Source organism: Tateyamaria sp., assembly GCF_039945315.1.
GTDB lineage: Bacteria > Pseudomonadota > Alphaproteobacteria > Rhodobacterales > Rhodobacteraceae > Tateyamaria.
This window is the reverse complement of sequence record NZ_JBDUXB010000060.1, coordinates 68,416-93,655: the sequence shown is the minus strand read 5'-3', so window position 1 is coordinate 93,655 and position 25,240 is coordinate 68,416. Positions and strand designations below refer to the sequence as shown.

The 25,240-nt window shown below is 57.4% G+C and carries 24 protein-coding genes; 6 read left to right on the top strand and 18 right to left on the bottom strand.

Annotation, left to right across the window (positions count from 1 at the left end; genetic code table 11):
- A partial coding sequence (locus ABJD00_RS20090) for an integrase core domain-containing protein (protein WP_413831231.1) occupies window positions 1–105 on the top strand: 105 nt, incomplete at its 5' end.
- Between the two features lie 17 nt (window positions 106–122).
- Here the strand turns inward: ABJD00_RS20090 and ABJD00_RS20085 are convergent.
- From ABJD00_RS20085 to ABJD00_RS20070, 4 genes are all read right to left on the bottom strand, one after another.
- A complete protein-coding gene (locus ABJD00_RS20085; RefSeq protein ID WP_413831219.1) occupies window positions 123–272 on the bottom strand; it encodes a hypothetical protein in 150 nt (49 codons plus the stop codon).
- Window positions 273–370: 98 nt separating this feature from the next.
- On the bottom strand, window positions 371–670 hold the full coding sequence (locus ABJD00_RS20080) for a hypothetical protein (protein WP_413831217.1): 300 nt from the start codon (window positions 668–670) through the stop codon (window positions 371–373).
- Window positions 671–875: 205 nt separating this feature from the next.
- Window positions 876–1,211: a lysostaphin resistance A-like protein gene (locus ABJD00_RS20075; RefSeq protein WP_413831229.1), complete on the bottom strand. Its 336-nt coding sequence runs from the start codon at window positions 1,209–1,211 to the stop codon at window positions 876–878.
- A gap of 382 nt (window positions 1,212–1,593) precedes the next feature.
- On the bottom strand, window positions 1,594–2,232 hold the full coding sequence (locus ABJD00_RS20070; protein WP_413831215.1) for a hypothetical protein: 639 nt from the start codon (window positions 2,230–2,232) through the stop codon (window positions 1,594–1,596).
- An 820-nt stretch (window positions 2,233–3,052) separates the two neighbouring features.
- On the opposite strand from ABJD00_RS20070, the gene ABJD00_RS20065 reads away from it, so the two are divergent.
- Entirely contained in the window at window positions 3,053–4,570 is a 1,518-nt protein-coding gene (locus tag ABJD00_RS20065) for a phospholipase D-like domain-containing protein (RefSeq protein ID WP_413831213.1), read from the top strand.
- Window positions 4,571–4,826: 256 nt separating this feature from the next.
- Here the strand turns inward: ABJD00_RS20065 and ABJD00_RS20060 are convergent, their stop codons facing one another.
- Window positions 4,827–5,513, bottom strand: coding sequence for an ArsR/SmtB family transcription factor (locus ABJD00_RS20060; protein WP_413831211.1), 687 nt, complete (start codon window positions 5,511–5,513; stop codon window positions 4,827–4,829).
- Between the two features lie 73 nt (window positions 5,514–5,586).
- Between ABJD00_RS20060 and ABJD00_RS20055 the strand changes: the two genes are divergently transcribed.
- From ABJD00_RS20055 to ABJD00_RS20045, 3 genes are read left to right on the top strand one after another with little or no spacing between them, the layout of a single operon-like run.
- On the top strand, window positions 5,587–5,910 hold the full coding sequence (locus ABJD00_RS20055; RefSeq protein ID WP_413831209.1) for an NIPSNAP family protein: 324 nt from the start codon (window positions 5,587–5,589) through the stop codon (window positions 5,908–5,910).
- Window positions 5,907–6,254, top strand: coding sequence for an antibiotic biosynthesis monooxygenase family protein (locus ABJD00_RS20050; protein WP_413831207.1), 348 nt, complete (start codon window positions 5,907–5,909; stop codon window positions 6,252–6,254). Before ABJD00_RS20055 ends, ABJD00_RS20050 begins: the two co-directional genes overlap by 4 nt.
- Window positions 6,244–7,170: a DMT family transporter gene (locus ABJD00_RS20045; RefSeq protein ID WP_413831205.1), complete on the top strand. Its 927-nt coding sequence runs from the start codon at window positions 6,244–6,246 to the stop codon at window positions 7,168–7,170. The genes ABJD00_RS20050 and ABJD00_RS20045 overlap by 11 nt, the downstream gene beginning before the upstream one ends.
- A gap of 9 nt (window positions 7,171–7,179) precedes the next feature.
- Here ABJD00_RS20045 and glmM read toward each other — a convergent pair whose 3' ends face one another.
- From glmM to ABJD00_RS20000, 9 genes are all read right to left on the bottom strand, one after another.
- A complete protein-coding gene (gene glmM / locus ABJD00_RS20040) occupies window positions 7,180–8,532 on the bottom strand; it encodes a phosphoglucosamine mutase (RefSeq protein ID WP_413831203.1) in 1,353 nt (450 codons plus the stop codon).
- A gap of 1 nt (window position 8,533) precedes the next feature.
- On the bottom strand, window positions 8,534–9,511 hold the full coding sequence (gene folP / locus ABJD00_RS20035) for a dihydropteroate synthase (protein WP_413831201.1): 978 nt from the start codon (window positions 9,509–9,511) through the stop codon (window positions 8,534–8,536).
- A gap of 3 nt (window positions 9,512–9,514) precedes the next feature.
- Complete coding sequence (locus tag ABJD00_RS20030; protein WP_413831199.1) at window positions 9,515–10,438, bottom strand: dihydroneopterin aldolase; 924 nt, start codon at window positions 10,436–10,438, stop codon at window positions 9,515–9,517.
- 111 nt (window positions 10,439–10,549) lie between these two features.
- On the bottom strand, window positions 10,550–11,191 hold the full coding sequence (locus ABJD00_RS20025) for a cell wall hydrolase (protein WP_413831197.1): 642 nt from the start codon (window positions 11,189–11,191) through the stop codon (window positions 10,550–10,552).
- A gap of 157 nt (window positions 11,192–11,348) precedes the next feature.
- The gene (locus ABJD00_RS20020) at window positions 11,349–13,913 is read right to left on the bottom strand and encodes a putative PEP-binding protein (protein WP_413831195.1); all 2,565 of its coding nucleotides are present in this window, start codon (window positions 13,911–13,913) and stop codon (window positions 11,349–11,351) included.
- Between the two features lie 119 nt (window positions 13,914–14,032).
- The gene (glyS, locus tag ABJD00_RS20015; RefSeq protein ID WP_413831193.1) at window positions 14,033–16,294 is read right to left on the bottom strand and encodes a glycine--tRNA ligase subunit beta; all 2,262 of its coding nucleotides are present in this window, start codon (window positions 16,292–16,294) and stop codon (window positions 14,033–14,035) included.
- A gap of 9 nt (window positions 16,295–16,303) precedes the next feature.
- Window positions 16,304–17,509: a sodium/glutamate symporter gene (gene gltS / locus ABJD00_RS20010; protein ID WP_413831191.1), complete on the bottom strand. Its 1,206-nt coding sequence runs from the start codon at window positions 17,507–17,509 to the stop codon at window positions 16,304–16,306.
- Window positions 17,506–18,021, bottom strand: coding sequence for a DUF6446 family protein (locus ABJD00_RS20005; RefSeq protein ID WP_413831189.1), 516 nt, complete (start codon window positions 18,019–18,021; stop codon window positions 17,506–17,508). The genes gltS and ABJD00_RS20005 overlap by 4 nt, the downstream gene beginning before the upstream one ends.
- On the bottom strand, window positions 18,018–18,959 hold the full coding sequence (locus ABJD00_RS20000) for a glycine--tRNA ligase subunit alpha (RefSeq protein WP_413831187.1): 942 nt from the start codon (window positions 18,957–18,959) through the stop codon (window positions 18,018–18,020). The genes ABJD00_RS20005 and ABJD00_RS20000 overlap by 4 nt, the downstream gene beginning before the upstream one ends.
- Window positions 18,960–19,128: 169 nt before the next feature.
- Between ABJD00_RS20000 and ABJD00_RS19995 the strand changes: the two genes are divergently transcribed.
- Window positions 19,129–20,880 carry a serine protease gene (locus tag ABJD00_RS19995; protein ID WP_413831185.1) on the top strand — a complete coding sequence of 584 codons (1,752 nt, stop codon included), beginning with the start codon at window positions 19,129–19,131 and terminating at the stop codon, window positions 20,878–20,880.
- A gap of 86 nt (window positions 20,881–20,966) precedes the next feature.
- Here the strand turns inward: ABJD00_RS19995 and ABJD00_RS19990 are convergent, their stop codons facing one another.
- The 4 genes from ABJD00_RS19990 to ABJD00_RS19975 form a co-directional block, all read right to left on the bottom strand.
- A complete protein-coding gene (locus ABJD00_RS19990; RefSeq protein WP_413831227.1) occupies window positions 20,967–22,520 on the bottom strand; it encodes a thiamine pyrophosphate-binding protein in 1,554 nt (517 codons plus the stop codon).
- 38 nt (window positions 22,521–22,558) lie between these two features.
- Window positions 22,559–24,007, bottom strand: a complete 1,449-nt coding sequence (locus ABJD00_RS19985) for a TrkH family potassium uptake protein (RefSeq protein ID WP_413831183.1) — start codon at window positions 24,005–24,007, stop codon at window positions 22,559–22,561.
- A 106-nt stretch (window positions 24,008–24,113) separates the two neighbouring features.
- Window positions 24,114–24,347 carry a hypothetical protein gene (locus tag ABJD00_RS19980; protein ID WP_413831181.1) on the bottom strand — a complete coding sequence of 78 codons (234 nt, stop codon included), beginning with the start codon at window positions 24,345–24,347 and terminating at the stop codon, window positions 24,114–24,116.
- Window positions 24,348–24,526: 179 nt separating this feature from the next.
- Window positions 24,527–25,213 (bottom strand): glutathione S-transferase N-terminal domain-containing protein, encoded by a 687-nt coding sequence (locus tag ABJD00_RS19975; RefSeq protein ID WP_413831179.1) that lies wholly within the window; start codon window positions 25,211–25,213, stop codon window positions 24,527–24,529.
- Window positions 25,214–25,240: the final 27 nt, after the last annotated feature.

The window sequence follows — 25,240 nt, the reverse complement described above, 5'->3', positions numbered from 1 at the left end:
TGGAGAAAACACTACAACACGAAACGGCCTCACAGCGCCTTGGGATATCGGCCTCCGGCTACGGAAACCATCATGCCAATAGACCGACGACCAGTCATGCACTAACAATCAAATTGGACCAGTCAGATCAGGCTAGGCAATTCGTCAGAAGGGCTTCGATAACTTCGTACGAAATTGAGATCAGGATCCGGGTCGTCGACGGCAATAGCTGGTGCGGCGACATCGCAACCGGCCACGCCTAGAAACAGGGATGCAGCCGCTGCGACTGTCATCAGTCGAGATATCTCCTTCATCACTTGGCTTGTTCTCCTAATACAGATCGTTCAGTGCGAGGCATCCGATATGATAGCCGATCTCGCGCATCTCTCGCTCAATTTTGCTTGGTGTAGTCTTCAAAGCCTTCAACGTTTCCCTCGATCACTGTGCAATTGCCAGCGGCCCGAACAACCGGATCATCCCACATAATGTGCCAAACGGTTGTGATTACATTGCCATCAGTCATCAGTGGATAGACGGATACTGCGGCATTTGGCAAATCCGTGTATTCATCCACGCTCCACGCATAATCGTGACACGCCTTTAACGCATCTGTTGTCTCTCGGTCGAAGGCGGAAACTGCGGTGGCGCTAAAGCACAGACTGATCAAACCTAGTAAAACTCGTTTCTTCATGGCTCTGGCTCCCAACTGATTAACGTTCGTAGATTGTCAGGATTTGAGAAGAGCCCGTCAACATTCATCATCTGATCTGGTCGGATTCTGTTTTTTGGACCACCTGAACCAGCCAAGGAGCGCGATGAGGCCAAGGATCGGCTCGAAATAGCGTAACAGGAACAGGAAGATCATGGCACCAAAACCTTCGGAGGTGGTTACCTGATCACCTTGCACTGGGTTGCCGGCCCCCAAGGCACCATTCACATACGGTAAAATCCCAAAGGCTGTTTAGAAAAACTCCTGGCCAAATTGAACGGCACCGAAGTGCGATCGCTCCATAAAGAACTCCGCTTAGCGCAGCGTGGATTACTTGTTGATGTGTCGATAGAAGGTCTTGGCCCCCGACCCAATTTACATAATGCATAGATCCAAACAGAACTGACGAACCCAAAAGAGCAATGATCGGACCAAAGCGGATCTCAAGGCCGTGCAAAACAATGCCTCGAAAGAGTGTTTCTTCGAAAACCCCGACAAAAATCACTAGTAACAGTGTTGCCATCACCAATTCGCTTGTCAGCAGGAGCTTCGCGTCTATTCCCTGTAGGCTGGCCGTTGCTACTCCAATCCCCAATATGAGTAGTGTGATCGCTGTAGGTGGCACGGCGTACCAAAAACCGCTCCAGGAAGGTTTCGACGTGACCCTAGCGTCACGCCGCCAACCCAAAAGGAAGACGATAAAAAGAGCCGAAGTTGCGAGACCGATTTCTAGCGGCAATTGGTTTTTGGGCAGAGATTGCGGCGTTTTGGATACGTCCCCGCCAAAAGACGTTGACGACAGGAGAGACGGCGCTGCCAAAATAAAAAAGTACAACAAAATGGCACCAAAGGTGACCAGTAGAGGTGCGCGTCTTAGACGATCCAAGAAGAACTTCGGGTTTTCCTTACTCGTCACTTGCTAAATTCCCTTGTCTATCCAATTTCATGCGCTCTGCCGCCACCCGACCAGGTATCACATCGGCTTTCCAAGCTTCCCAGTCACCACCGGCTCCGATGTAGCCAGAATAGACCTTTGCGATCAGATTTGGGTCCGCAGAAATCTCCTGCCACGATAGTTTCGACAGCTGAGGATGCCTTTGACGCAAACGCTCGAGAAGAACGGCGGCGCCCCAATCTGCCAAGCCTGGCTGTTCCGCCAAATACACGTACAGCCAGTGAAAGTCTGCCAAGGGACTCCTCTGCAGTTCGAGATATCCATTCTCGAGGGCCCAAGGGATGGTCTCATTTAAAGTGTGCCCTTTTAGGCGGAACGGTCCCACTGAAAAATCAAACTTGTAGACAAGCGATGGAGACAAGAACGCGGCGACATCTTGCCCGTATTCGATCAGTCGGCGCAGTGCTGGTTGTTGGGCATAGAAATCAGTTTCAGCATCGCGGACCGCCGATAACACTGTTGATGATACAGATGGCGTCACAACTGAGAAATCGACTTTGGCAAGGGCGTTCACCCGATTGACAATGAATACCGTGGTCCCCAAAGTTCCGACAAAAATGCCTAGAACAACACCTGCAAGTAACTTCATTAAGTGGTGTCCTTTCGTTTTGCATTTGGCACAGTCCAATTGTCCCAGAGGTGTCGGAAACAGCACCAACTATGCGGCCTTGAGCATACTTTTTAGTCTGGACAGTTTTGCGATCAGATCAAGCTGCCTTCTTCTCTGTCTGGGCTTCTATATGTCTCGAGACATTCCATGTCTGCTGGCTTGCTTCCACGGGCCGAATAGGGGCATCGGCTGATGCGAAACGGCAGTGCCGCCATCTAGGCCAAGCGCTGCATCCGCCGCACTAGGCTCGAAGCGGACATGCCGCGGGGCAGCGGGGAAAGCTTGGACTGCGTTCCGTAAGCAGCCATTCCTAAAACGCAGAAAATTCAGCGCCTTCAGCGGCGCGGCCCGATGCTCGGGCATTCGGCTGTTCCGAGCGGTCGTTGGACTACAAGGCCTGGTACGACTGCACTGAGCCCAAAGTAGACATACCCCGTTTACCAACCGAGCAGTTGCCGCATAAAATTGTCTGAAGCCATCGGCCGCATCGCAGCAGAAAAGCGGCCGTTAGTGCAATCCGCAGCGAAAATTAAAGGGCCTACTACAAAGTTGCGGACGAAGCGGCCGAAAGCCGCTTCTGAGCGGATCTGCTTAGTTACTGTGATCGGCCAACTTCTTCAGTCAAGTTTTGGGAAGGCCCGTCGCACTGAGCCTTGCGTTCTGCCCCGACCGTAGAGACGCGCGTAAGCGTGTCATATGTCTTCTCCGTGGAGCCCAGCGACGACTACAGAACGACAATGGTATACGACGGTAATTGCGCCAGTTAGTGTTGGCGTGATTGAAAGGCGACTTAACTGGCATGAAAACGCATTCAATTTTGAAATCCCTGCTTCTAGCCCTGTCGATTTTTCTGGCAGCTTGTGCTGAGCTTCAACCAATATTTTTGCCCGGGCAATCTACAAGCGCGCCCGCGGCAACAGGTGTGTGGCCAGAATTAGACCGTATTTATGCCGGCAATTGGCAAGTTCCGCTCAATGACGGGAAAACGGCGCTGGAATGGCGTCTGCATGCGATCGACTCCGCTACGCAATCAATAAATCTACAAAGTTTCATCTGGACTTTGGACAAGTCAGGGAGCTTGATACATGACCGCCTCATTCAGGCAGCAGACCGGGGCGTCGACGTCAAAATTCTGATCGATGACTCATTCCTTGCAGGAGCAGATCAACAGATACTGGCGCTGCACGAACATCAAAACATACAATACCGCGTTTATAATCCCTACAAACGCCGTTCCACCAACGCCGTTTCCAGGCAAGTTCTCAATCTGTCTGAGTTTGACCGGCTTGATCACAGGATGCACAATAAAACGATGGTGGTCGATAATCAGGTGGCCATTATCGGCGGACGCAACCTTGCGGATGAATACTTCGGGATCGACAAGGAATATAACTTCCGGGACATGGAGTTACTGGTTGGTGGTCCGATTGTTCCTAAGATTGCCATGTCATTTGACACCTATTGGAATGACCATTGGTCCTTTCCGATAGATGCAGTCGGCCATCTTGGAGCACGAAGGACTATGCGCACCACGGTCAGTCAGCGAGCAGAGGGGATATCCTCATCATTCCCGGTTTTAGGTAATGACACGCGTGATGAATTGTGGCGACAGACCGTTCAGACATCCTTCCGCGGAACCGCAAGGCTCTACGTAGACAAGCCACCCAGTGTGTCCCCTGATGCGCCAGGGGATCGACCTGTTCAGGTCGCCGACGAGCTAGTGCAGTTGGTTAACACTGCGCGCAAAGAAGTTGTCATCGTGTCAGCCTACTTAATTCCGACGCCACCCGTGACGGCTGTCTTGCGAGACGCAGCGGAACGTGGCGTTACAGTGCGGATCCTGACCAACTCCATCAATTCTAACAATCATGTCTCGGCATATGCGGCATACCGAAGCCATGTGTCCGAGCTTTTATCATTTGGAGCTCAGGTGCACGAACTGCGTGTACAGGGGCAAGGTAGATCGCGGTATATCTTGCCGCCGATCAGCCAAAAGAAGCTGGGCCTCCATGCCAAATATATGATTATCGACGGCCAGCGGGTCTTTGTCGGCAGTGCAAATTTAGACCCTCGATCTTTGCGGATTAACACTGAGATCGGTTTGGTTGTAGACAGCCGGGCGCTCAGTCAAAAGCTACTGGCGCTAACTGAGCCTGACTTTGCCAAGACAAGTGCGTGGCAACTGGCTCTGACCCCCGAAGGTCAAATCAACTGGATTGGAGAAAGCGAGGTGTTGTTGTCTGAACCTGCAAGTAGCGGATTCCAGAAAATGGAGGAGTGGTTTTTTGCGCACCTTCCAATAGAGGCGGAACTTTAAAGATTTTGTGCTGCTACGTCTCGACCATTGTTACTGAAGCCGACGCTAGTTGGGTGGCAGTAAAGTCAGGATAAGTCGCATAGTAACTTTTGGATTAGCCTAGGCGACTAATTTGCGGAATGGGCGCAACACCTCATGTTCAATCCAACCGGTTTGGGCTCAGTGCGGTCGTTCGCTATGTTTGCACTATCGTCCACTCGAGGCTCAAACCCGACCTTCGCCACAAAGTCACGCCCAAACCCCATAAGGTTCATTTTCAACCGACCACCCCAAACATCTCCTCAAACGCGCGCTCCCCTTTGCGCGTTACTCTGATGACTCGCTGCCCCGACACGCGGGCCATCCAGCCCTGTTCCTCCATGCGGTCGAGCATTGCGCGGCCCAAAGACCCTGCAAGGTGATTGCGCCGCTCTGACCAGTCAAGGCACGTCCGGCACAGCCGCGTGCGCCCCTTGTCGAGACCCTTCAGATCGATGCCGAACTGCTCGGCAAAGTTGCGACCGGCATCGCTCAGCGTTGCGTCTTCGCCGATTTCCACCACCAGCCCACGGCCAATAAGGCTGCTGTACATTTGCACCCCCATGCGCCCGGCCAGATGGTTGTAACAGACGCGTGCCACTTGCATCTGCGCATCCCGCGGCCCGGTGCGCACCCGCGTTGCCCCCGCACGCGCGGCCAGCCCCATCAACGCTTCCAACACGGCGGCCACTTCTGCGTCCGTCAGTTGAAAATACTTGTGCCGCCCAGATTTGCGCGGCGTGACCAGCGCAGCTTCGGTCAATTTTGACAAATGCCCACTGGCCGTCGGCAGGCCCACGCCCGCCTCTTCCGCAAGCTCGGATGCGGTCAAAGCCCGCCCGTCCATCAGCGCAGTCAGGATGTTCGAGCGCGCGGGATCACCGATCAGAGCGGCGATGCGCGAGATATCCGGGCCTTCTTTCATAGTTTGACCGTAGCCGAACTATTCACGCATCACAATGATCTAATCGTTGCAACAAACCCATAGGAGAAAACCCATGCTGACATGTATCATCCAGTACCAGATCGACCCCACAAAGCGCGCCGCCTTTGCGCAATACGCCCAGCGCTGGGGCGAAGCGATCCCGCGTTGCGGCGCCGACCTTGTCGGCTATTTTGCCCCGCACGAAGGCTCAGCCACCCTGGCCTATGGCATCTACCACATTGAAAACCTTGCCGCTTACGAAGCCTACCGCGCGCGCCTCGCCGCCGATCCGTTGGGGCATGAAAATTACCTGTTTGCACAATCTGAGAAATTCATACTCAAGGAAGATCGGACATGGCTGACCTGCGTGTCCACACCGATGGGAGGCACCACATGATCGCTGTCATTTTCGAAGTCTGGCTCAAGGACGGTCACCGCGCCGCATATATGGAGCGTGCCGCCGCCCTCAAACATCATCTTGCCGACATCCCCGGATTCATCTCGGTCGAGCGCTTTGAGTCGCTGATGGAACCGGGCAAGCTTCTTTCCCTTTCCTTCTGGGAGGACGAGGCGGCTCTCGAGCATTGGCGCAAACTGCCCGATCACCGCGCCGCCCAAAGTGCGGGGCGCGACATCCATTTCGACGACTACCGCCTGCGGGTGGCAGGCATCATCCGCGACTACGGGATGATGGAATGCGCCGAAGCGCCCGCCGACAGCAAAGCTTTGCATGACGGATAGTCCCAACATCACGTGGGTCAGCTGGTTAATGGTGGCCACGCTGGGCCTGACATGGGGGGCAACGTTCCTGGTGACCGAAGTCGCGCTAGAGGGGATCACCCCCTTCTGGCTCGCCGCGTTTCGGGTCGCCTTCGCCGCCCTTTTGATGGTGCCAGTCTGGCAAATGCGAGGCGGCACCCTGTTTGCCAGCCCACCGCCCTCCAGCACCCGCCTCACTCTACTGGCCATCGGAGGCTTCAGCACGGCGATCCCTTTCATGCTGCTGGCATGGGGACAGCAATATGTAACGGGCGGCTTTGCCGGAGTCTCCATGGCATCCGTCGCGCTGATCGTGTTGCCGCTGGCCCACGTCTTCATTCCCGGTGAGCGCCTGACATGGCGGCGCAGCGCGGGCTTTGCCATCGGGTTTGTTGGGGTGTGCGTGCTGATCGGCGCGCAGGCCTTTGAAAGCTCAGGCGCCACATTGGAAACCGCCGGGCGCGTGGCCTGCGTGTCTGCCGCCTGCTGTTACGGGATCAGTTCCGTGCTGATGCGTAGGCTGCCTGCGATTGATCCCATCGGACTGTCGACGATCATTCTAATCATCGCGGCGTTGATCACTGTCCCGCTGGCGTTGATTAACGAAGGGCCTCCCCCCCTGCCAGACGCCAAGACACTCCTGGTCATTGGCTTTCTCGGTCTGATCCCTACCGCGGCTGCGAACATGTTACGCGTGCTGGTGATCCGCAGCGCCGGGCCAGTGTTCATGTCGCTGACCAATTATCAGGTTCCGGTGTGGTCCGTGCTGATGGGGGTGTGGCTATTGGGTGAACCACTGCCTGCAAGCCTGTTACTGGCTTTGGCGCTAATCCTGATTGGGGTTGGCCTAAGCCAGTTTGGCGCGTTGCGTCGCCTGTTCGCGAGGACGGCGGCGTAAAACGCCGCCTTACTCTGACGCGCCGACCGCTTCTGTGACGGCAGCCACCACCGCGTTGACGGAGGCGTGCAACACCGACTCATCCTCGCTTTCCGCCATCACGCGGATCAAAGGCTCCGTGCCAGATTTGCGGATCAACAGCCGCCCATTGCCGCTCAGGTCCGCTTCGGCCTCAGCAATCGCGTCTTTGACAGAGCCAATTTCAAGCGGGGTTTGCCCCGCCGCATAGCGCACATTCTTCAACAGTTGAGGCACGGGATCAAAGACATGCATCACCTCACTGGCCAGCTTGTCGCTTTCGATCATTGCCGCGAGGAATTGCAAAGCAGCCATCAGCCCATCGCCGGTGGTCGCATAATCGGTCATCACAATATGGCCAGACTGCTCACCGCCGAGGTTGTACCCGCCCGATCGCATACGTTCGACAACATACCGATCCCCGACAGAGGTCCGCTCCAGCCCAACACCCTTACTTTGCAGGAACCGTTCAAGTCCAAGATTGGACATTACGGTCGCCACAAGTGACCCGCCCTTTAGACGGTCCTCTGCTGCCCAGCGAGCCGCCATCAACCCCATGAATTGATCGCCGTCCCCGACCCGCCCCTTTTCATCCAGCAGGATCACGCGGTCTGCATCACCGTCCAGACAAATTCCCACATCTGCACCATGGGCCACAACCGCCTCGGCGGCAGTCTGCGGATGCATAGAGCCGCAGCCGTCGTTGATGTTGTGCCCGTTGGGTGTGGTGCCCACGGGGATCACCGTGGCCCCAAGTTCCCACAAAGCCTCCGGCGCGACCCGGTAGGCCGCCCCATTGGCGCAATCCACGACCACCTTCAGACCATCAAGCCGCATCTGGCGTGGAAAGGAGGATTTGACCCGCTCCACATAGCGGAAACGACCATCATCGATCCGCTTGGCACGGCCGATCTCGGCTGCCGGAACAGGGTCAACTCCAGCCGCCACCAGTGCTTCGATCTCGGCCTCGACCTCGTCGCTTAGCTTGTACCCATCCGGGCCAAAGAACTTGATCCCGTTGTCTATAGCTGGGTTGTGACTGGCCGAAATCATGACGCCAAGATCAGCGCGCATGGACCGAGTAAGCAGTCCGACAGCAGGCGTTGGAACAGGTCCGAGCAACAGAACATTCATACCCGTACTGGTCAGACCCGCCGTCAACGCGTTTTCGAACATGTAGCCCGACAAGCGGGTATCCTTGCCGATCACCACACGGTGGACCGAGTCCCCATCACGGCTAAAGTAACGTCCCACAGCGGCACCAATCCGCAGTGCGGTTTCGGCCGTCATGGGGGCGGTGTTGGCCGTGCCGCGCACGCCGTCAGTTCCAAAAAGCTTGCTCATGTCAGGGATGTGCCACAGCAGCGCGCCACAGCGCAATGGCCTGCGCATGTTCTGCCACGTCATGAGCACGGATGATCTGCACCCCTTGGGCGATGGCCGCCAGTGCCACGGCGACAGAACCGGGCGCGCGGTCTTGCGCCTCGGGCGCGTTTCCCAGCGTACCGATGAACCGTTTGCGCGAAGCACCCAAAAGAATGGGAACACCCAGCCCATGAAACAGACTGATCCGTTGCAAAATGGCGAGGTTATGCTCCAACGTTTTGCCAAATCCGATGCCCGGATCAGCGGTGATCTGGTCGCGGGGAATGCCGAGGGACATCAGCATTTCAATCCGCGCCGCTAGCGTGTCGTACACGTCGAGCAGAACATCGTCATATGTTGGGTTATTCTGCATGGTCTGCGGCTCACCCTGCGCATGCATTACGCAGACTGGCCCGCCACGCGCCGCACACAGGGGCGCGAGATCAGCATCGAAAGTAAAGCCGGAAACGTCGTTGACGATATTCGCGCCAGCATCCAATGCGGCCGTGGCCACGGGCGCTTTGCGCGTGTCGATCGAGATGGACGTGGTGATGCCCGATGCGCGCAGTCCGGCGATGACAGGTGCGGTCCTGCCTATTTCGACCTCCTTCGGTACATGGCTGGCGCCCGGGCGTGTGGATTCGCCACCGATGTCGAGGATGTCTGCCCCAGCAGACACAAGCGCACGTCCCTGAGCGATACCTGCCTCCAGAGTGTCAAAAGCACCGCCGTCAGAAAAACTGTCGGGCGTTGTGTTGAGGATCCCCATGAGTTTCGGAGCTGCCGCTGCACCGACAAAACGCGCGCGTTCTGCGTCTGTGATCTCGGCCACGGGGACGGTCTGCGGCGGTTCGGTGCGGCTGAGCACTTCGACATGGGTGAACCAGCACCAGCCAAAAGGCACGGCCTCCGACGGCTTAGCCGGCCCCACCTGCATCAACGGTCGGACATAGCGCATCGCTTAGATTTTGGCTTGGGTGACAGACATCATGCGCAGGGCGACGGGGGCCTCTTCGGGGGCTTCGTCGCCGATCACCAACATCTCGCGCGCCTCAAAGGTTGCCGCGAACCACGAGGCCAACGCCACCGCATCCGCACCCTTGGCCGAGGGGCCATCCACAGCGTCGAGCACAATCTTGGACGGGGCCCAGATGCAAATCTGGCCATTGCGCATAGCCCAATCGAGCTCGGTCCGGGTGTCCACAACCTTGCAGCGCGCATCGCGGGAGGCCAGCACCCAAGCGTTCTGTTCAATTGCCAGCAAATCAATGCGGCGTTGGGCCAGAGGGTGGCTTGCCACGGGAGCCGCCGCATCATCAGGGCCAACGCAAAAGATCAATGGGCGACCCAAGGCCTCTAGCTGGTCAATCCACCCCCCCATATGGGGTGACGCAATCGCCATATTGGACAAATATACGAGTTCCGGATGCAACACCTCAGCATCGGCCGCCTCGATCGGGCGCACTGTCCCGCGCGAGCGCACAATCTCGACCCCAAGCGCGCCAGGGCCGCGGTCCAGCTTTTCAATACGCACAAAGACACGCATGGCCTGAGGTTCCAGCAAGATACGGTCCGCGACCCGTTCCGCCAGAGTCTCAAGCAGGTTCAACCGCTCGTCGGACAGTTCATATGCGATGGCCTCAGTAACTTTGTCGTAACTGAGGATGCGATCCACATCGTCGTCGATGGGGCCAGTGAGTGGGCGCACTTCAACAACCACATTGCAACAAATACGCTGGGTTACTCCACGTTCAGCCTGAAAAGCACCGATTTCGACATCAACGATGTGATCGCGCACGGAAATGCGATCAAGTGGCGCGCTGGTCGCGGTTGCTTCGGACCGCTCAGAAGGGTGTGAAAAGGCGAGGCGAATTTCGGAAGCCATAAGCGGATATGCCTTTTCGTCGAAGGGAACAGCGCCGCCGTTCTAGCGCTCGTTCCGTCCAAAGCACAGGGGCAAACACGCCGCCCCTGCGTTCAAAAGCGTCAGATCGCTTTAGTTCTTGGCCGTACGGTACGTGTGACGATAGAACAGATGCACGCCAATCGAGGCCGTTTTGCTGTAAACGCGAGCCCATTTTGGACGCACAGCCGTGGTGTGATAGTGCGTGGCGCCGCTGGTCAAGGCAGGCGCTTGGCCGTCAAGCACAGCGCGGGCCACTTTGCCAACCGACGTATAGGCGGCAGGTTCGCGGATAGCGTCGGATTTGCCATCACAGGTGTACGTGAACTGGCACTGATACTTTTTACCGGTACCCTGATTGATCACACCGCAAACGTTATCGGGAAAACGACTGCTTTTGACACGGTTGATGATCACTTCGGCGACAGCGAATTGACCTTTAAGCGTTTCACCCCGCGCTTCAAAGTACAGCGCTTCGGACAGGCATTTCCATTCGGCACCACCTGTCGCGGTGGGTTGTGTATCAAGCCAGCTTCGGGAGAACGACACTGGCGTCTCGGCTTTTGGTGCTGTGAGCAAGCCAGTAAAGCGAGAAGCTGGTACGGAGCTCAGGCCGCGCAACTCGGCCTGTCGTAGTGCGTTGTTTGGATCGATGGTGCGTGTTTCGGCAGATAGGCCGGACGCAAAGATAGTGAGTGCCGCCACGAATGTGGCGGATTTAAGGAAAAACCGCATAAAAGTGACCCCCAGGATCTTAAGAACAAAAGGGCACTTAACGAAAATTAACGGGATCGTCCAGTTTTGTGGCATATCGCGTGCGGGAACCCGCCCTGCACACAGTGCAACACGGGGTAATTTAGCACCACAATAAGCCGTCAAACGCCTGTTTTTATTATTCTATTTGACTCGCAATCGCCAACTGGGCTGCTGCAAGCCGGGCAACGGGTACTCGGAACGGAGAACACGAGACGTAATCAAACCCTGCTGACCGGCAAAACGCAATCGATTCGGGGTTGCCCCCGTGTTCACCGCAAAGAGATAACGTAATACCCGGGCGGGCGCTGCGACCACGTTCCGCACCTAGTTTGAGCAACTCGCCGACGCCGTCGATGTCCAGGCTGTGAAACGGGTCTTCGACAAAAACCTCTTGGCGCACGTAATCGGACATGAACCGACCTGCATCATCGCGGCTAAGACCATAAGTCATCTGCGTCAGGTCGTTGGTACCAAAACTAAGGAATGAACAATGCTGCGCAATGTCCCCGGCGCGCAGTGCGGCACGTGGTGTTTCGACCATGACGCCAAGGTTATAGGTGAACGTCGCCCCTTTCTCGGTGCTGACGGCCGCAGCAATCGCGTCGATCCGCGTGCGGACCAGTTCGACTTCCCGTTTGGCACTGACCAGCGGGATCATGATTTCAGGCACAACCGGATCGCCGTCGCGGCTAGCCTCGATCGTGGCCTCAAAAATAGCGCGGGCTTGCATGTCGTAGATTTCGGGCACCGTCACGCCAAGGCGCACGCCGCGCAGACCCAGCATGGGGTTGTATTCCATCATCGCCTCAATCCTGCGCGTCACGTCAGACAGCGGCAGGTCCAGCGCTTCGGCCAGTTCGCGCTGGCCGTTGCGGTCGTTGGGCAGGAATTCATGCAGGGGCGGGTCGAACAAACGAATGCACACAGGTTGCCCCTGCATGATGTTGAACAGCTGGATGAAATCGGCTCGTTGCATGGGCAAGAGCCGTTCAAGCACCGCGCGGCGGTCATCGCTGCTTTCGGCAAAGATCATCTCGCGCATGACCGTAAAGCGCCCCGCATCAAAGAACATATGCTCCGTACGGCACAGCCCGATGCCTTGTGCTGCAAAGTTGCGCGCGGTCTGGGCATCAGCGGGAGTGTCCGCATTGGCGCGGATGCCGATATCGCGCACCTCATCGGCCCAATCCATCAGGTCCTGAAAGGCGTCATCCAAAGCGGCTTCAAGCATTTCCGGCGCACCCAAAAGAATGGTGCCGTTAGTGCCGTCGACGGTGACAACCTCTCCGGCTGTGATGACGCGGCCATCGCTGGTGACCAATTGTCCTCTGCGGGTCTGAAACCGCATGTCACTGACCCCAACAACACAGGGCAAACCGATCCCACGTCCGATGACGGCCGCATGGCTGGTGATGCCTCCGCGTTCGGTGATGATGGCGCGAGCCGCGTGCATGCCCCGGATGTCTTCTGGTGAAGTTTCGCGGCGTACCAGGATGCAATCCTCGTCCCGGGCCGCACTTGCCTGCGCCTCGTTTGCCGTAAAGACCAGCTTGCCCGTGGCCGCCCCGGGGCTTGCCGCAATCCCGGTTCCAAGCAGGTCCCGCTTGGCATGTCGGTCAATCTGACGGTGGAGAAGTTCGTTGAGCGTGTTGGGTTCAACCCGACACAACGCTTCTTCGCGAGCAATGATGCCGTCGCGCGCCAGTTGCACTGCAATCCGCACAGCAGCACGGGAAGAGCGCGCCACGCGCACCCCATCAAGAATGCGCAACTCGCCGTTTTCGATGGTAAACTCTACCTGCATCTCTTCGCGCAATTTGGCGCGCATCAACTGGGCATGGCTGACCAGTTGGGCGAAACAGTCTGGCAAAGTCTCTTCGAGGGAAGGGCCACGCGGATCTCGGGTGATAAACAGGCTGGCGGCGTCTGCCCTTAGGGCGTCGCGCCCCTGAGACTGGCGCAAATAGCGCCCTGTGATTTGCGGCATTCCCGTTTTGGACGAGACGAGTTGCAACACGCCTGAGCCGCATTCCCCCTGCCCCACACCAAAGGCCATCTGCTGGATCACAAGACCCAAGCCAGCATCAAGCGGCGCGCCCTTGGCCTGCCGCAGCAGCCGAGCCGAGGTTCCTTCCCAAGCACGGGCCATGGACTTAAGCACCCCAGCCAGTTGTTCAGCGCGCGTGGCGGGGAACGGCGTTTCGGTTTCCGCTTCATAAGCGTTGAGTTCATCAGCCAACGCGGCAGGGCCTTCGCCCGCGATGTCGTCAAACATGTCCGGGTCCAGCCGATCAACGTGAATCGCGTAGCTTTGCACAAAGCGCGTGAAAAGAGCCGCAGCGGAGTCGGTGCCAAGGGTGCCACACAGCACTTCGTAGCGCGCTTCGTTCATTCCGATGTTGAGGATCGCGGAAGGGCCACCCCAGTCAGGATCTTCAGACGATGGGCGCACGCAGAGCAGTGCATCCTGCGGAAATTGCTTCAAAATCGCTTCGATATCGGGCAGATGACCGCTGGCGATCTTGTGAACAGAATCAAATGACAGCGCCACGGTTGTCGGCACAGGCAGTTCCAGCCGGGCCAGCCGCTGGAGACATTTTGCACGCCCTCCGTGTGTCGCCGTGGTGATTGGCGCGATGGGTGTGACCAGCGTGGTATTCGGATTATTCTGCACTGCGGCGTTCCTCTCGCGGCGCAGCATAGAGTGTAAACTTGATGTGACAAGAGGGATGCAGGGATACGCCTATGGCGAGCCCGACTAGTGGCTTTGCTCCCGACGCTCAGCGCCGTCTAGATGGTATTTTTAAGTCAGAAGAAACCTTAGCCGTCGATTTTGGTAAGGTCAGCGACAGACAGACACAGCGTGCGGATCCGGCTGAGCAGGTTCAGGCGGTTGCGCCGCAGGGTCTGGTTGTCAGTGTTGATCTGCGCTGCCTCAAAGAAAGCATCGATGGGTCCACGCAGTGCAGCCATAGCTGACATGGCGGTGGTGAAGTCCTGATCTTTCATTGCAGGCGAAATTTTGGCTTCGGCCTGATCGAGGGCGGCGAAAAGAGCGCGTTCTTCGTCCGTGTCGGCAAATTTCACGTCTGCGCCAAAGGAATATTCGACGCCGTCGGCCTCTTCGGCCTGCGTAAGGATGTTGTTGGCGCGTTTGAAACCTTGGATGAGGTTTTTACCGTCGTCTGTCGCGAGCGTTTCATTGAGCGCGCGCGCACGTTTGACGAGGAGAGTGAGGTCGTCATTTCCCTCCATTGCGATGCAGGCGTCGATGATGTCGTGACGAATGCCTTGATCGCGTAGGTAGACTTTGAGGCGGTCATGGAAGAAGGATAGGAGGTCAATCGATTTTTGCTCAATTCCGTCGGCTACGGACTTTAGCACAGAACCCTCCTGAACATCCGGTTCAAAAGAATGATCCCCTGACGTCTTGATATGATTCACGACGGCACGGAACGCCGATCCAAAAACACCATGTTTCGAAATCTCGTCCAGCGTGCTTTCAAGCGTGAACAGGTCCTGCTCACTCCCGTTTTTGCGAAGCTGCGTGAGTTCGTATTTCAACAACTCGCTGTCGATATATTGGTCTAGAGGTGCCGAAATGTCGTTGTCAGTGATCAGACGGATAACACCCAACGCCGCTCGGCGCAGTGCAAATGGGTCTTTGCTGCCGGTCGGTTTCTCGTCAATCGCCCAGAAACCCGTCAACGTGTCCAGCTTGTCCGCCAGCGCCACGGCGACTGATACAGGTGCCGTCGGAACGTCATCGGAGGGCCCGAGCGGGGAATAGTGTTCTTGCGCTGCCGCAGCCACGGCAACGTTTTTCTCGGTCTCACCGATATAGTACCGCCCCATAAGCCCTTGAAGTTCTGGGAATTCATAGACCATTTCAGAGCTGAGGTCGGCCTTGGCCAGACGTGCGGCCTCTTCTGCCATATCCGGGTCTGCGCCCACCGCGGGGGCGAGGTCGCGGGCCAGTGCCGAGATGCGGCTGATGCGGTCGGCCTGACTGCCCAGCTTGTTGTGGAAGGTCACGTTTTCAAGGGCTTGCGTCCAAACAGTCATGTCAGACTTGGCCACGCGCAGGTCGTTTTCCCAGAAGAATTTCGCATCTGCTAGGCGCGCGCTCAGCACCTTTTCGTTGCCAGCAAGGATCGTGGCACCATTGTCTGCCGTTTCACGGTTGGCCACTGTGATGAAACGCTCGATCCGGCCTGTTTTGGGGTTCATTACCGAAAAGAACTTTTGGTGCTCTTTCATCGAGGTTTGCAGCACTTCTGGTGGCAGGTCGAGGAAATCATCCCCGATCTTGCCCATCAGGACCACAGGCCATTCCACAAGCCCTGCGACCTCGGCCAACAAGCCTGCATCCTCAACAACCTCAAGCCCGCTGGCAAAGGCCATGTTTGTGGCCTCATGCCAGATCGCGTCGGCCCGCTCGGCTGCGTCCAGTACGACATGGGCGCGTTTGAGCTTGGTTGCGTAATCCTCGAATGTCGTGACAGAAAACGGGGCGGGCGCCATGAAGCGATGGCCCTTCGTGCTGTCGCCAGACGCAATCCCGTCGATGTCGAGCGGTACGATTTCGCTGCCCGCCTCATCGCTCAGAATGCACAGAATACTGTGCAGCGGGCGCACCCATTTCAGGGCACCGGTGCCCCAGCGCATGGACTTGGGCCAAGGGAAATTGCGCACCGTTTGTTCCAGCACCTCGGCGATTATTTCGCCTGCCGAGCGGCCCGGCTTTTCGATTACGGCAAACAGCACAGGACCTTTGGGCGTCTCACGCGACTCGACCTGATCGCGGGTCAGGCCAGCGCCGCGCAAGAACCCCTCGATTGCCTTTTCAGGCGCATCTGCGCGGGGGCCTTTGCGCTCTTCGCGGGTTGTCGGCGAATTTGCCAGCACGCCCTCAACCGTCAAGGCCAGGCGTCGCGGGGTCGCGAATGCCGCAGCAGAGGCATAGGTCAACCCCGCTTCGACAAGGCCATTTGTCACCAGCTTTTGCAAATCCTCACTCGCGCGTTTCTGCATGCGCGCTGGGATTTCCTCGGAAAAGAGTTCGATCAGGAGATCTGGCATAGGGGCGGCCTAAAAGTTAACGACAAACTGGATGGCGATGGCGTTGGCAATATCGACAAAAAACGCAGAGACCAAGGGCAGGATGACAAAAGCCATTGGTGAGGGACCATAGCGTTTGGTCACAGCCGTCATATTGGCGATCGCCGTGGGTGTTGCACCAAGGGAGAAGCCCCCGAAACCGGCGGCCAGAACCGCAGCGCGATAACCGCCGCCCATCACCGGGAACAGGATGAAAATCACAAAACCGACCGTGATCAGCGTCTGCGCCGTTAGGATCACCGCAATCGCAGGTCCTAGCGCCACAAGCGTCCACAGTTGCAGCGACATCAGCGACATGGCGAGAAATACACCCAGCGCGATTTCTGTGATCAATGCGAGAGCAGGTGTACGCGAAACTGGTGCGGCACGGGGCACGAGAAGACTGCGTGCATTGGCGATCACGATACCCATGATCAGGCAAGGCACAAAGAGCGGCAATTTGACCCCGGCCTCCGTCAGAACGAGGCTCAGTCCGTAACCAAGGATAACGGCCAGGTTGAGGTACAAAAGTGCCCGACTTACAGAAATCGGTTCGATCGCCGATGCTTCTTCGGTTGCGTCGTGGGGCACACCAATGGTGTTGCCGGCTTCCGGTCGAGAGGGTTCAAGTCCCTTACCCTCGATCAGATAACGCGCAATAGGTCCGCCAATAAGCGCCGCGACCACAAGTCCAAGCGTAGCGACCGCAATGCCAAGTTCCTGTGCGTTGGCCAGCCCGGTGGCATCGGCCACTTCGGGCGCCCATGCGATGGCCGTTCCATGCCCTCCAATCAACGCGGCTGAACCAAACAGCACTCCAGATTGTACAGGATAGCCGAAAAGCGCGGCGCCGCTGACCCCAATGATGTTCTGGATAACGATTGCGGCGACCGTCAGCACCAGCAGCAGAAGCAGCGGAATACCGCCGCTGATCAAATCGCCAAGACGTGCATTCAACCCGATACCTGCGAAGAAAAGCACCAGGAAAAAATCGCGCGCCTGCATGTCAAAGTTCAACTCAGTACCGGCAAGAAGGTACAGCAACAGCGCCAACACAGCAGCCAGAAGCCCGCCCGAAACCGGCTCAGGTATGTTGAACTGACGCAGCAGCGCAAAACGGGCATTCAGCATGGTGCCTGCGATAAACACGGCAAAGCCCAGCGTAGCCGCAATAAAGGCTGGAATGTCGTGTATCATGGCTGATCTCGTCGTGGGCACTCTTCCCCCACTATCGTCCCATCATAAGCTTTTTCGCCACAATCGTTGAGCTCGTGCCAGACATAGCCCCGCCCGTCTTCGGTAATGGCCACAATCCGGTCGACGCCAAATTCTATGTTTTTCTCACCGAGGAAAGGCAGCGCTGTGCCTGCATCAAGTTCGGCTGCGATGGCTTCGGCGTCAAAGCAGTCAAACCAGTGCGGCGCATTGCGCGGGGTCGCGTCGGCGAGTCCGACATAGGTTTCAGTCAAAAGCGCCAGCGACAAATCCGTTGTAAAGCAGGCGCGGTATCGGATCGGTGAACTTTCGGCGTCAATCGCTTCAAAATCGTCGATTGTGATGGGTTCAGGCATGTCTGAAACGACCGAGACGAGCTGCACCTCGGCCTCAACGACAGGTTCATAAAAGCCGTAAACTTGCAGGTAATAAAGGGCGATGCCGCCAATCAGTGAGCCTATCAAGATGATCAATCCTATGAGTTTTCCGCTCACTGCGCAGCCTCTGGCGTCCAGCCCCCTGCGCGGGTCTGTACGAAAGCATCCGCGCATTGCTTGGCTAGCGCGCGCACGCGCCCGATATAGGCCTGCCGTTCGGTGACCGAGATGACACCACGTGCGTCGAGCAGGTTGAAGATGTGGGAAGCCTTGATGCACTGGTCATAGGCCGGATGAGCCATGATGATCCTTTTGCCCGTCTTGGGGTCCACATGTTCGGCGGCCAGCGTTTTGGCGCACTCGGCCTCGGCCTCTTCGAATTGGCGCAGCAACACTTCGGTGTTGGCAGTGTCAAAGTTCCAGCGGGCGTATTCTTCTTCGGTTTGTCTAAATATGTCGCCATAGTTGAGCGCGATCGGCGTTTGCGGATCGTTGAACGGCATGTCCATGACGTGATCAACACCAAGGATGTACATGGCAAGACGCTCAAGGCCGTAGGTCAACTCGCCCGAAACTGGGTGGCAATCGTGGCCACCAACCTGCTGGAAGTAGGTGAATTGAGAGACTTCCATACCATCGCACCAGACTTCCCAGCCAAGGCCCCATGCGCCCAGCGTCGGGCTTTCCCAGTCATCTTCGACAAATCGGATGTCGTGCAGCGCCATGTCGACGCCAATAGCTTCAAGCGAACCGAGGTATAGTTCTTGCAAGTCCGGTGGGCTGGGTTTGATCAGCACCTGGTACTGGTAATAATGTTGCAACCGATTGGGGTTTTCGCCGTAGCGCCCGTCGGTGGGTCGGCGTGAGGGCTGCACATAGGCCGCCGCCCAAGGCTGTGTGCCAAGAGAGCGCAAGGTGGTCGCGGGATGGAACGTCCCGGCCCCGACTTCCATGTCATAGGGTTGCAGGATCGCACAGCCCTTGGTCGCCCAATAGGTCTGCAATCTCAGGATGATTTCCTGAAACGAACGCGGTGTTTTGGGCAGATCGGACATGGGCATGACCCTTTGATGGATGCGCGCCTTTCCTACGGCCCGCCCCGGGAGAGGTCAATTGCACGCGAGGTGTCTTTTTGGGGCGTTTTCCCCCATTTTCATTGTGCGGTTTCCTGCTTAGTCTGCGGGTCAGGTAAATCGGCATAAAGACCATCAAAGGGGATATTGGGTGTTTTTCAGAACGGTTGCGGTTGCGTGGGCGATTACCTTGACGTGGTGCTGTGCTGCTCTGGCACAGGAAGACTTCGTGTGGGTGCAGATCGAGGCACAACCAAACCTGACTGACGCCACCCAGCGTGCCCGTATCTATGCCTCGGATCTGCCGGACGTAAACGGGTTTGCTCTGGGCGGCGGGTGGTACGGAATTTCCCTTGGGCCTTACACGCGGGACGATGCAGAACAGGTGCTGCGGGTTTACCGCGCCGAACGAGTTATCCCGCCGGACAGCTACATCGCCCTTGGAACTACCTTTCGCCAACAGTTCTGGCCTGTGGGCGCGAATGTGCTGGATCGCGGCGTGGTGAATGCCCCGGTCACGTCTGTGCCCGAGGCGACACCTGTCGCAGAGCCAGCCGTAGCCCCACCGGCACCTACCCCACCCGACGAGACCCGCGCCGAGGCCCAGCGCAACGAACGTCTTTTGCCCCCGTCCGAACGGGAAAAATTGCAGGTGATGCTCAAGTGGGCCGGTGTTTATCCCGGTATCATCGACGGTGCCTTTGGCCGCGGAACCCGGGCATCCATGTCGACATGGCAGGCGCAAAAGGGGTTCGAGGTTACGGGTATTCTGACCACCGCCCAGCGCGCAGCATTGTTGCAGGACTACAATGCCGTGCTGAATGGTTTGGGTCTGACGCCAGTGCGCGATGAAACAGCCGGCATCGAGATGATGTTACCGCTCGATATCGTTGCTTTTGAGAAATACGAATACCCATTTGCGCATTACACCTCTCAAGGAGACGTGGAGGCGACTGTTTTGCTAATTTCGCAAGAGGGCGATCAGTCCACCCTGTATGGCCTTTATGACATCATGCAGACGCTCGACATTGTCCCCTTGAACGGAACGCGTGACCGCAGTGACAGTTCGTTTGTTCTGGTCGGACAAGACGCGTCACGCATCTCAGAAACCCGGGTCACTCTGGAAGACGGGCAGATCAAAGGTTTTACTCTCGTCTGGCCTGCTGGGGACGAAGAACGCCGCGGCCGGTTGATAGCTGAAATGGACGAGAGCTTTGAACGGCTTGCTGCCGTGATTCCACCGAGTGCAACCAGCGATCAGCAGGCGATTGATCTTGTTTCGGGCCTTGAGATCCGCAAACCGCGCCTGTCCCGCTCGGGCTTTTTCGTTGATCAGCGCGGCACCGTCTTAACAACGTCTGAAGTGATCGGTTCCTGCGGGCGCGTGACGCTGGATGGTGAAACAGAGGCCGAAGTGACGCTGGTCGACGCCGCGCGCGGCGTGGCGGTTCTGAAACCTTCCGCGGAGCTGGCTCCGCTGGCCATCGCCCGTTTCAGCGACGCGACCCCCCGACTGCAGTCCGAAGTGGCCACATCAGGCTATAGTTTTGAAGGCGTGCTTGGCGCGCCCTCCATGACTTTTGGCACATTGTCAGATGTGCGTGGTCTCGGCGGAGAAACAGATGTGCTGCGCATCAACATGGGCACGCTGCCCGGAGATGCGGGCGGCCCAGTGCTGGACGCAGGCGGCGGCGTGTTGGGCATGTTGCTGCCTGACACCCAATCGGGCCGTGCACTGCCTCAGGGTGTGCAATTTGCACTGGACCGCACTGCCTTGCAGGCCGTCCTGGAACAGGCCGGTCTTGCCGCGGCTGGCACGGATAGCGGAACGCCGATTGATCCGATTGATCTGACGGGCGAAGCGACCGGCATGACAGTTCTGGTGAGTTGCTGGGATCAGTAGAGCCTTAGGCAACTGTAGGATTGTGGCTGCACCGCCTCCGGCGCCCGCACTCCTCCTCCCACAGTATTTCAGGCCAAAAGAAACCTTTAGGCTGCGCCTACGACATCAGGCGTGAGGTAGATGAGGGTCGGACCTTCCGCGACAAAGGCGGCGCGGACAGCGTCTTGCATGTCTTTGAGTGTGGTTGGTGCAACTGCCTTGGCCCCGAACGCTTCAGCCAGTTTGCAGAAGTTCGGATTGTGCGCAACCACTGCGTTGGGTGCGATCTGAGCGCGCACCATGCTGTCCTCAATCTCGCCCAGTTTGGTGTTGTCCCAAAGGACAATGGGGAGTGGGAGTTTGAGCTCCACGGCAACGCCAAGTTCGGCCATAGTATAGTGAAAACCATAGTCTCCAATGATCGCCATAGTCGGCAGGCCTTTGCGCGCCACGGCGCCGCCAATGGCGGCAGGCGTCGCGTAACCCAGCGTCCCAAAGCCCGTGGGGTGATGCCAGTGTCCGGGGCGGCCCATGTCCCAGACTTCCTTGGCCGTGTAGGCCAATTGGGTCATGTCGGAATAGATCATGGTGTCGGCTGGTACAGCTTCGCGTAAAGCACCACAGACGGGCACAATTCCAGGGCGTTCTGCATCGACCTCCGCCCGCCAGCGGCTGCGTGCCGCTGCCACTTCCGCTGCATCCCAACCTGATGCCTGACGGGTCACATCCATCTCGTTAAGGTCAGCGAGAAATGCATCCGCATCATAAAAGAGCTGATAGTCCGCACGATGATGGTCGGCGAGAACCTCTGGATCGATATCCACCCGCACGAGTGTGCCTGTGTGACCCAGAGTGTCGCGCCACAAATCAACTTCGGCAAGTTCCGTCCCCACCGCGATGACCAGATCGGCTTGTGCAATCACCCTCGCACTATCGGGGCGCGGCAGCATGGCGCCGAAGTGAAACTCTGCATCTGCGGGTATGAGGCCGCGTCCCGCGTAGGTCGTGAACGAAGCAGCTTTGCAAGCTCCAACTGTCAAGCTGGCAATCGGCCCACCTGTCACGCCGCCACCAAGAATGAACAGCGGCTTTTCGGCCTGTTTCAACAGGTTGTGCACAGTAGCGATAACACCTGCACGGTGCTGTACGGGGCGTTTGGGTTTGCTCTGTACCGGAGGATGCGCATGCGCCGGCGCTTCCAGCTTGGCGATCGGTACGGAAATTGATTTTGATCTTGGGCGTGTGGTGTCAAACTCGATCATTGCCCGGTCAATCAATGCATAGGCCGCTTCAGCGCTGCGCGCCTCTTGCGACCAGTCACATACTGTCTCAGCTGCGGCACGTTGGTCGTTCATCTGGTGTAGCTGGCCCCTGGTCGCCGCCGTTTCATCGAGACAGGATGAAATCACCAGCAACGGGACGCTGTCTGAATAGGCCTGCCCCATCGGCGTCATGATGTTGCACAGGCCCGGCCCTGTAATCACGTAAGCCACGCCGGGTTTACCGCTGGCCCGCGCATAACCATCGGCCATGAACCCCGCCCCCTGCTCGTGCCGCGCCAGCACATGGGTGATCCCAGCCTCTTCGATGCCGCGGTACATTTCCTGATTGTGCACGCCCGGAATGCCAAAGATCACATCGACCCCGCGATCCTTGAGCATATGGGAAATCTGGGCACCAAGGGGGCGCGTTTGGGTCATCAGGCTCTCCAGAAACCAACGGTGAAAATCACATAGACGGCCATCAATTCGAGACGGCCGATCAGCATGGCAGCGGCCAACAACCATTTGGCCGTGTCGTTGAGACCCGCAAAATTACCGGACGGCCCGATTTCGCTCCCGAAACCGGGCCCAACATTGGCAAGTGCCGTGGCGGCCCCCGACAGGGAGGTCACGAAGTCGAGGCCAGTCATCGCCAATGCGACCGACAATATGCCCAAAGTCACAGTAAAGAACATGAAGAACGACATGACAGAGTTCAGAACATCGTCGCCCACGCGTCGGCCAGCATAGCGGGGAGTGAACACGCCATGCGGACTACGCGTTTTTTGCAATTGGGTTTTGATCGAGGCAAACAGCAGCTGGTAGCGGAATATCTTGATCGAGCAGGCCGTCGAGCCCGCGCAGCCGCCGATGAGGCCTGTAAAGAACAACACAGCAATCGCGTAGCTGCCCCATTGGTTGTAGTCGGCATTGGCATAACCAGTGCCCGTCATCAGCGAAACCGAGTTGAACATTGCAAGGCGTAACGCTTCTTCTCCGCTGGCGTTTGCCTGCAACAGGTTCCAGCCCGTGATCAGGGACACGATTATGAACGCTGTGACCAGGAAAACGTGGATCTGTGTGTCGCGCAACATGGGCCGTGCGGTACCAGCGCTGAGTTGGACAAAACGCACAAATGGTAACGCCGCAAGGATCATGAACAGGCAGGCCACGTAAGACACTGCTGGGTTAAAGGCTGCGAAAGAGGCATCGTAATTGGCAAACCCCCCGGTCGCGATGGTCGTCATGGCATGCACCACCGCATCAAATGGACCCATCCCCGCGCTGACGTAAGCCAAGGCGCAGATCAGCGAAAGACCCACATAAATGACCGAAATGCGGCTGGCGATTTCCGTAGCACGGGGCAGGATTTTGCCCATCGTGTCAAAGCCTTCGGTGCGGAATATCTGCATGCCACCGACCCGAAGTTCGGGAAGGAACACCATAGCCACAACGATGATGCCGATGCCGCCCAGCCATTGCAGGATCCCGCGCCACAGCAGCAGACCGCGCGGCAACTCTTCGAGCCCGGAAAAGACAGTTGAGCCGGTGGTGGTGAGGCCCGACATCGCCTCAAAGAACGCGTCTACAAAGCGCGCCTCGGTTGCGCCGAAATAAAAGGGCAATGCCCCAAAGATGGGAAGCGCCAGCCAAACGCCGGTGGTCAGCAAAAAGGTTTGCTGGATTGTCAGGCCTTCGCCGACGCTGTTGGAACAACTCAGAGCAATAATGCCGCCGACGGCCAGCGTGATGATGCTGCTTTCAGCGAATACGGCCCAATGCCCGTTGCCGTCTGTCAGATCAAGAAACAGAGGCACCAGCATTGCAAGCCCGAGCATCGCAACAAGCAGGCCGATCACGTATCCGATGGGTCGCAGGTCTAACATTGCGCCCACCGTTGAAGGGCCGGGCGTAGGGTGTCAAGCGACACCAGGGCGTCGCATGCGTTGATAAGCAAAAAGCCCGGGGGTTACCCAGGCTTTTGTTAGAGGATCAGAGATGCATCAGGTCGCGGAAGACGAAAGTTGGGATATCTTCGCGGCGCAAGTTCATAACCTTCAATTCTTCATCCGTTTTTGCATTCAGCGCTTCGATCTGACGAAACCTTGCTTCTGCAGCGTTTGCAGTGGACATTGCCATCGCGCGCCCGACCATTGTGAAAAAGACGCTGATGTGTGCCCAAATGTTCGAAAAAATGGAGCTGTGTGTTTCTGTTACGTATGCCATCGTGTGCCTCTTTTCGGTTTGAAAACTCGTCCTCCCGATGAGATACACTTAGGATGCTGCAGCGCAGAATACCAATGCCAATCCTGCATAGCCGGGTTGCGGCGAGCGGGTAAGGCGTTTGAATGGTTAAGATATTTTGAACGAAAGTCTTGGTTGGAACGATTGTTGGGATCTTCGCTTTAGTTCTTTTGCTTGAACAGAGTGTCCTGTCCCTTTTTGTCTTGCTGCTCTTTTCGCAATTCGGCATGCAGCGCGCGGCCAGCCTGAACCGCGGGGCGCGCTCCCACCACGTCCAACCAACGCGCGAGGTGCGGTTTGTCTTCAAGGGTTTGTTGTTGCCCTTCCCACAATGACGCCCAAGGCCAGATTGCCATATCAGCGATGGAATAGTCACCGGCGACAAATTCATGTTGGGCCAACTGGCGATCCAGAACCCCGTAAAGACGCCCGGTTTCGTTGCGGTAACGGTCCTTGGCATAAGGAATGTCGTGCCCCATTTGCGGCGCATATTTCAGAAAATGATGCGCCTGCCCTGCCATCGGGCCAACGCCGCCCATTTGCCACATCAGCCACTGGTCCACGGCGACCCGCTCCCGTTCTGTCGCACCGCAAAACTTGCCAGTCTTGCGCGCCAGATATTGCAGGATCGCGCCGGATTCGAATATCGAAATCGGTGCACCGTCTGGCCCATCGGGGTCCGTGATCGCGGGCATCCGGTTATTGGGCGAGATTTTGAGAAAGTCCGCTTTGAACTGATCCCCAGCGCCGATGTTGACCAGATGAGTCCTGTAGGGCAGCTCAAATTCCTCAAGCGCGATCGAGACTTTCCACCCATTCGGCGTGGGCCAGAAATAAAGATCAATCATTTGGAACTCCCCCGCGGTGTCAGGGGA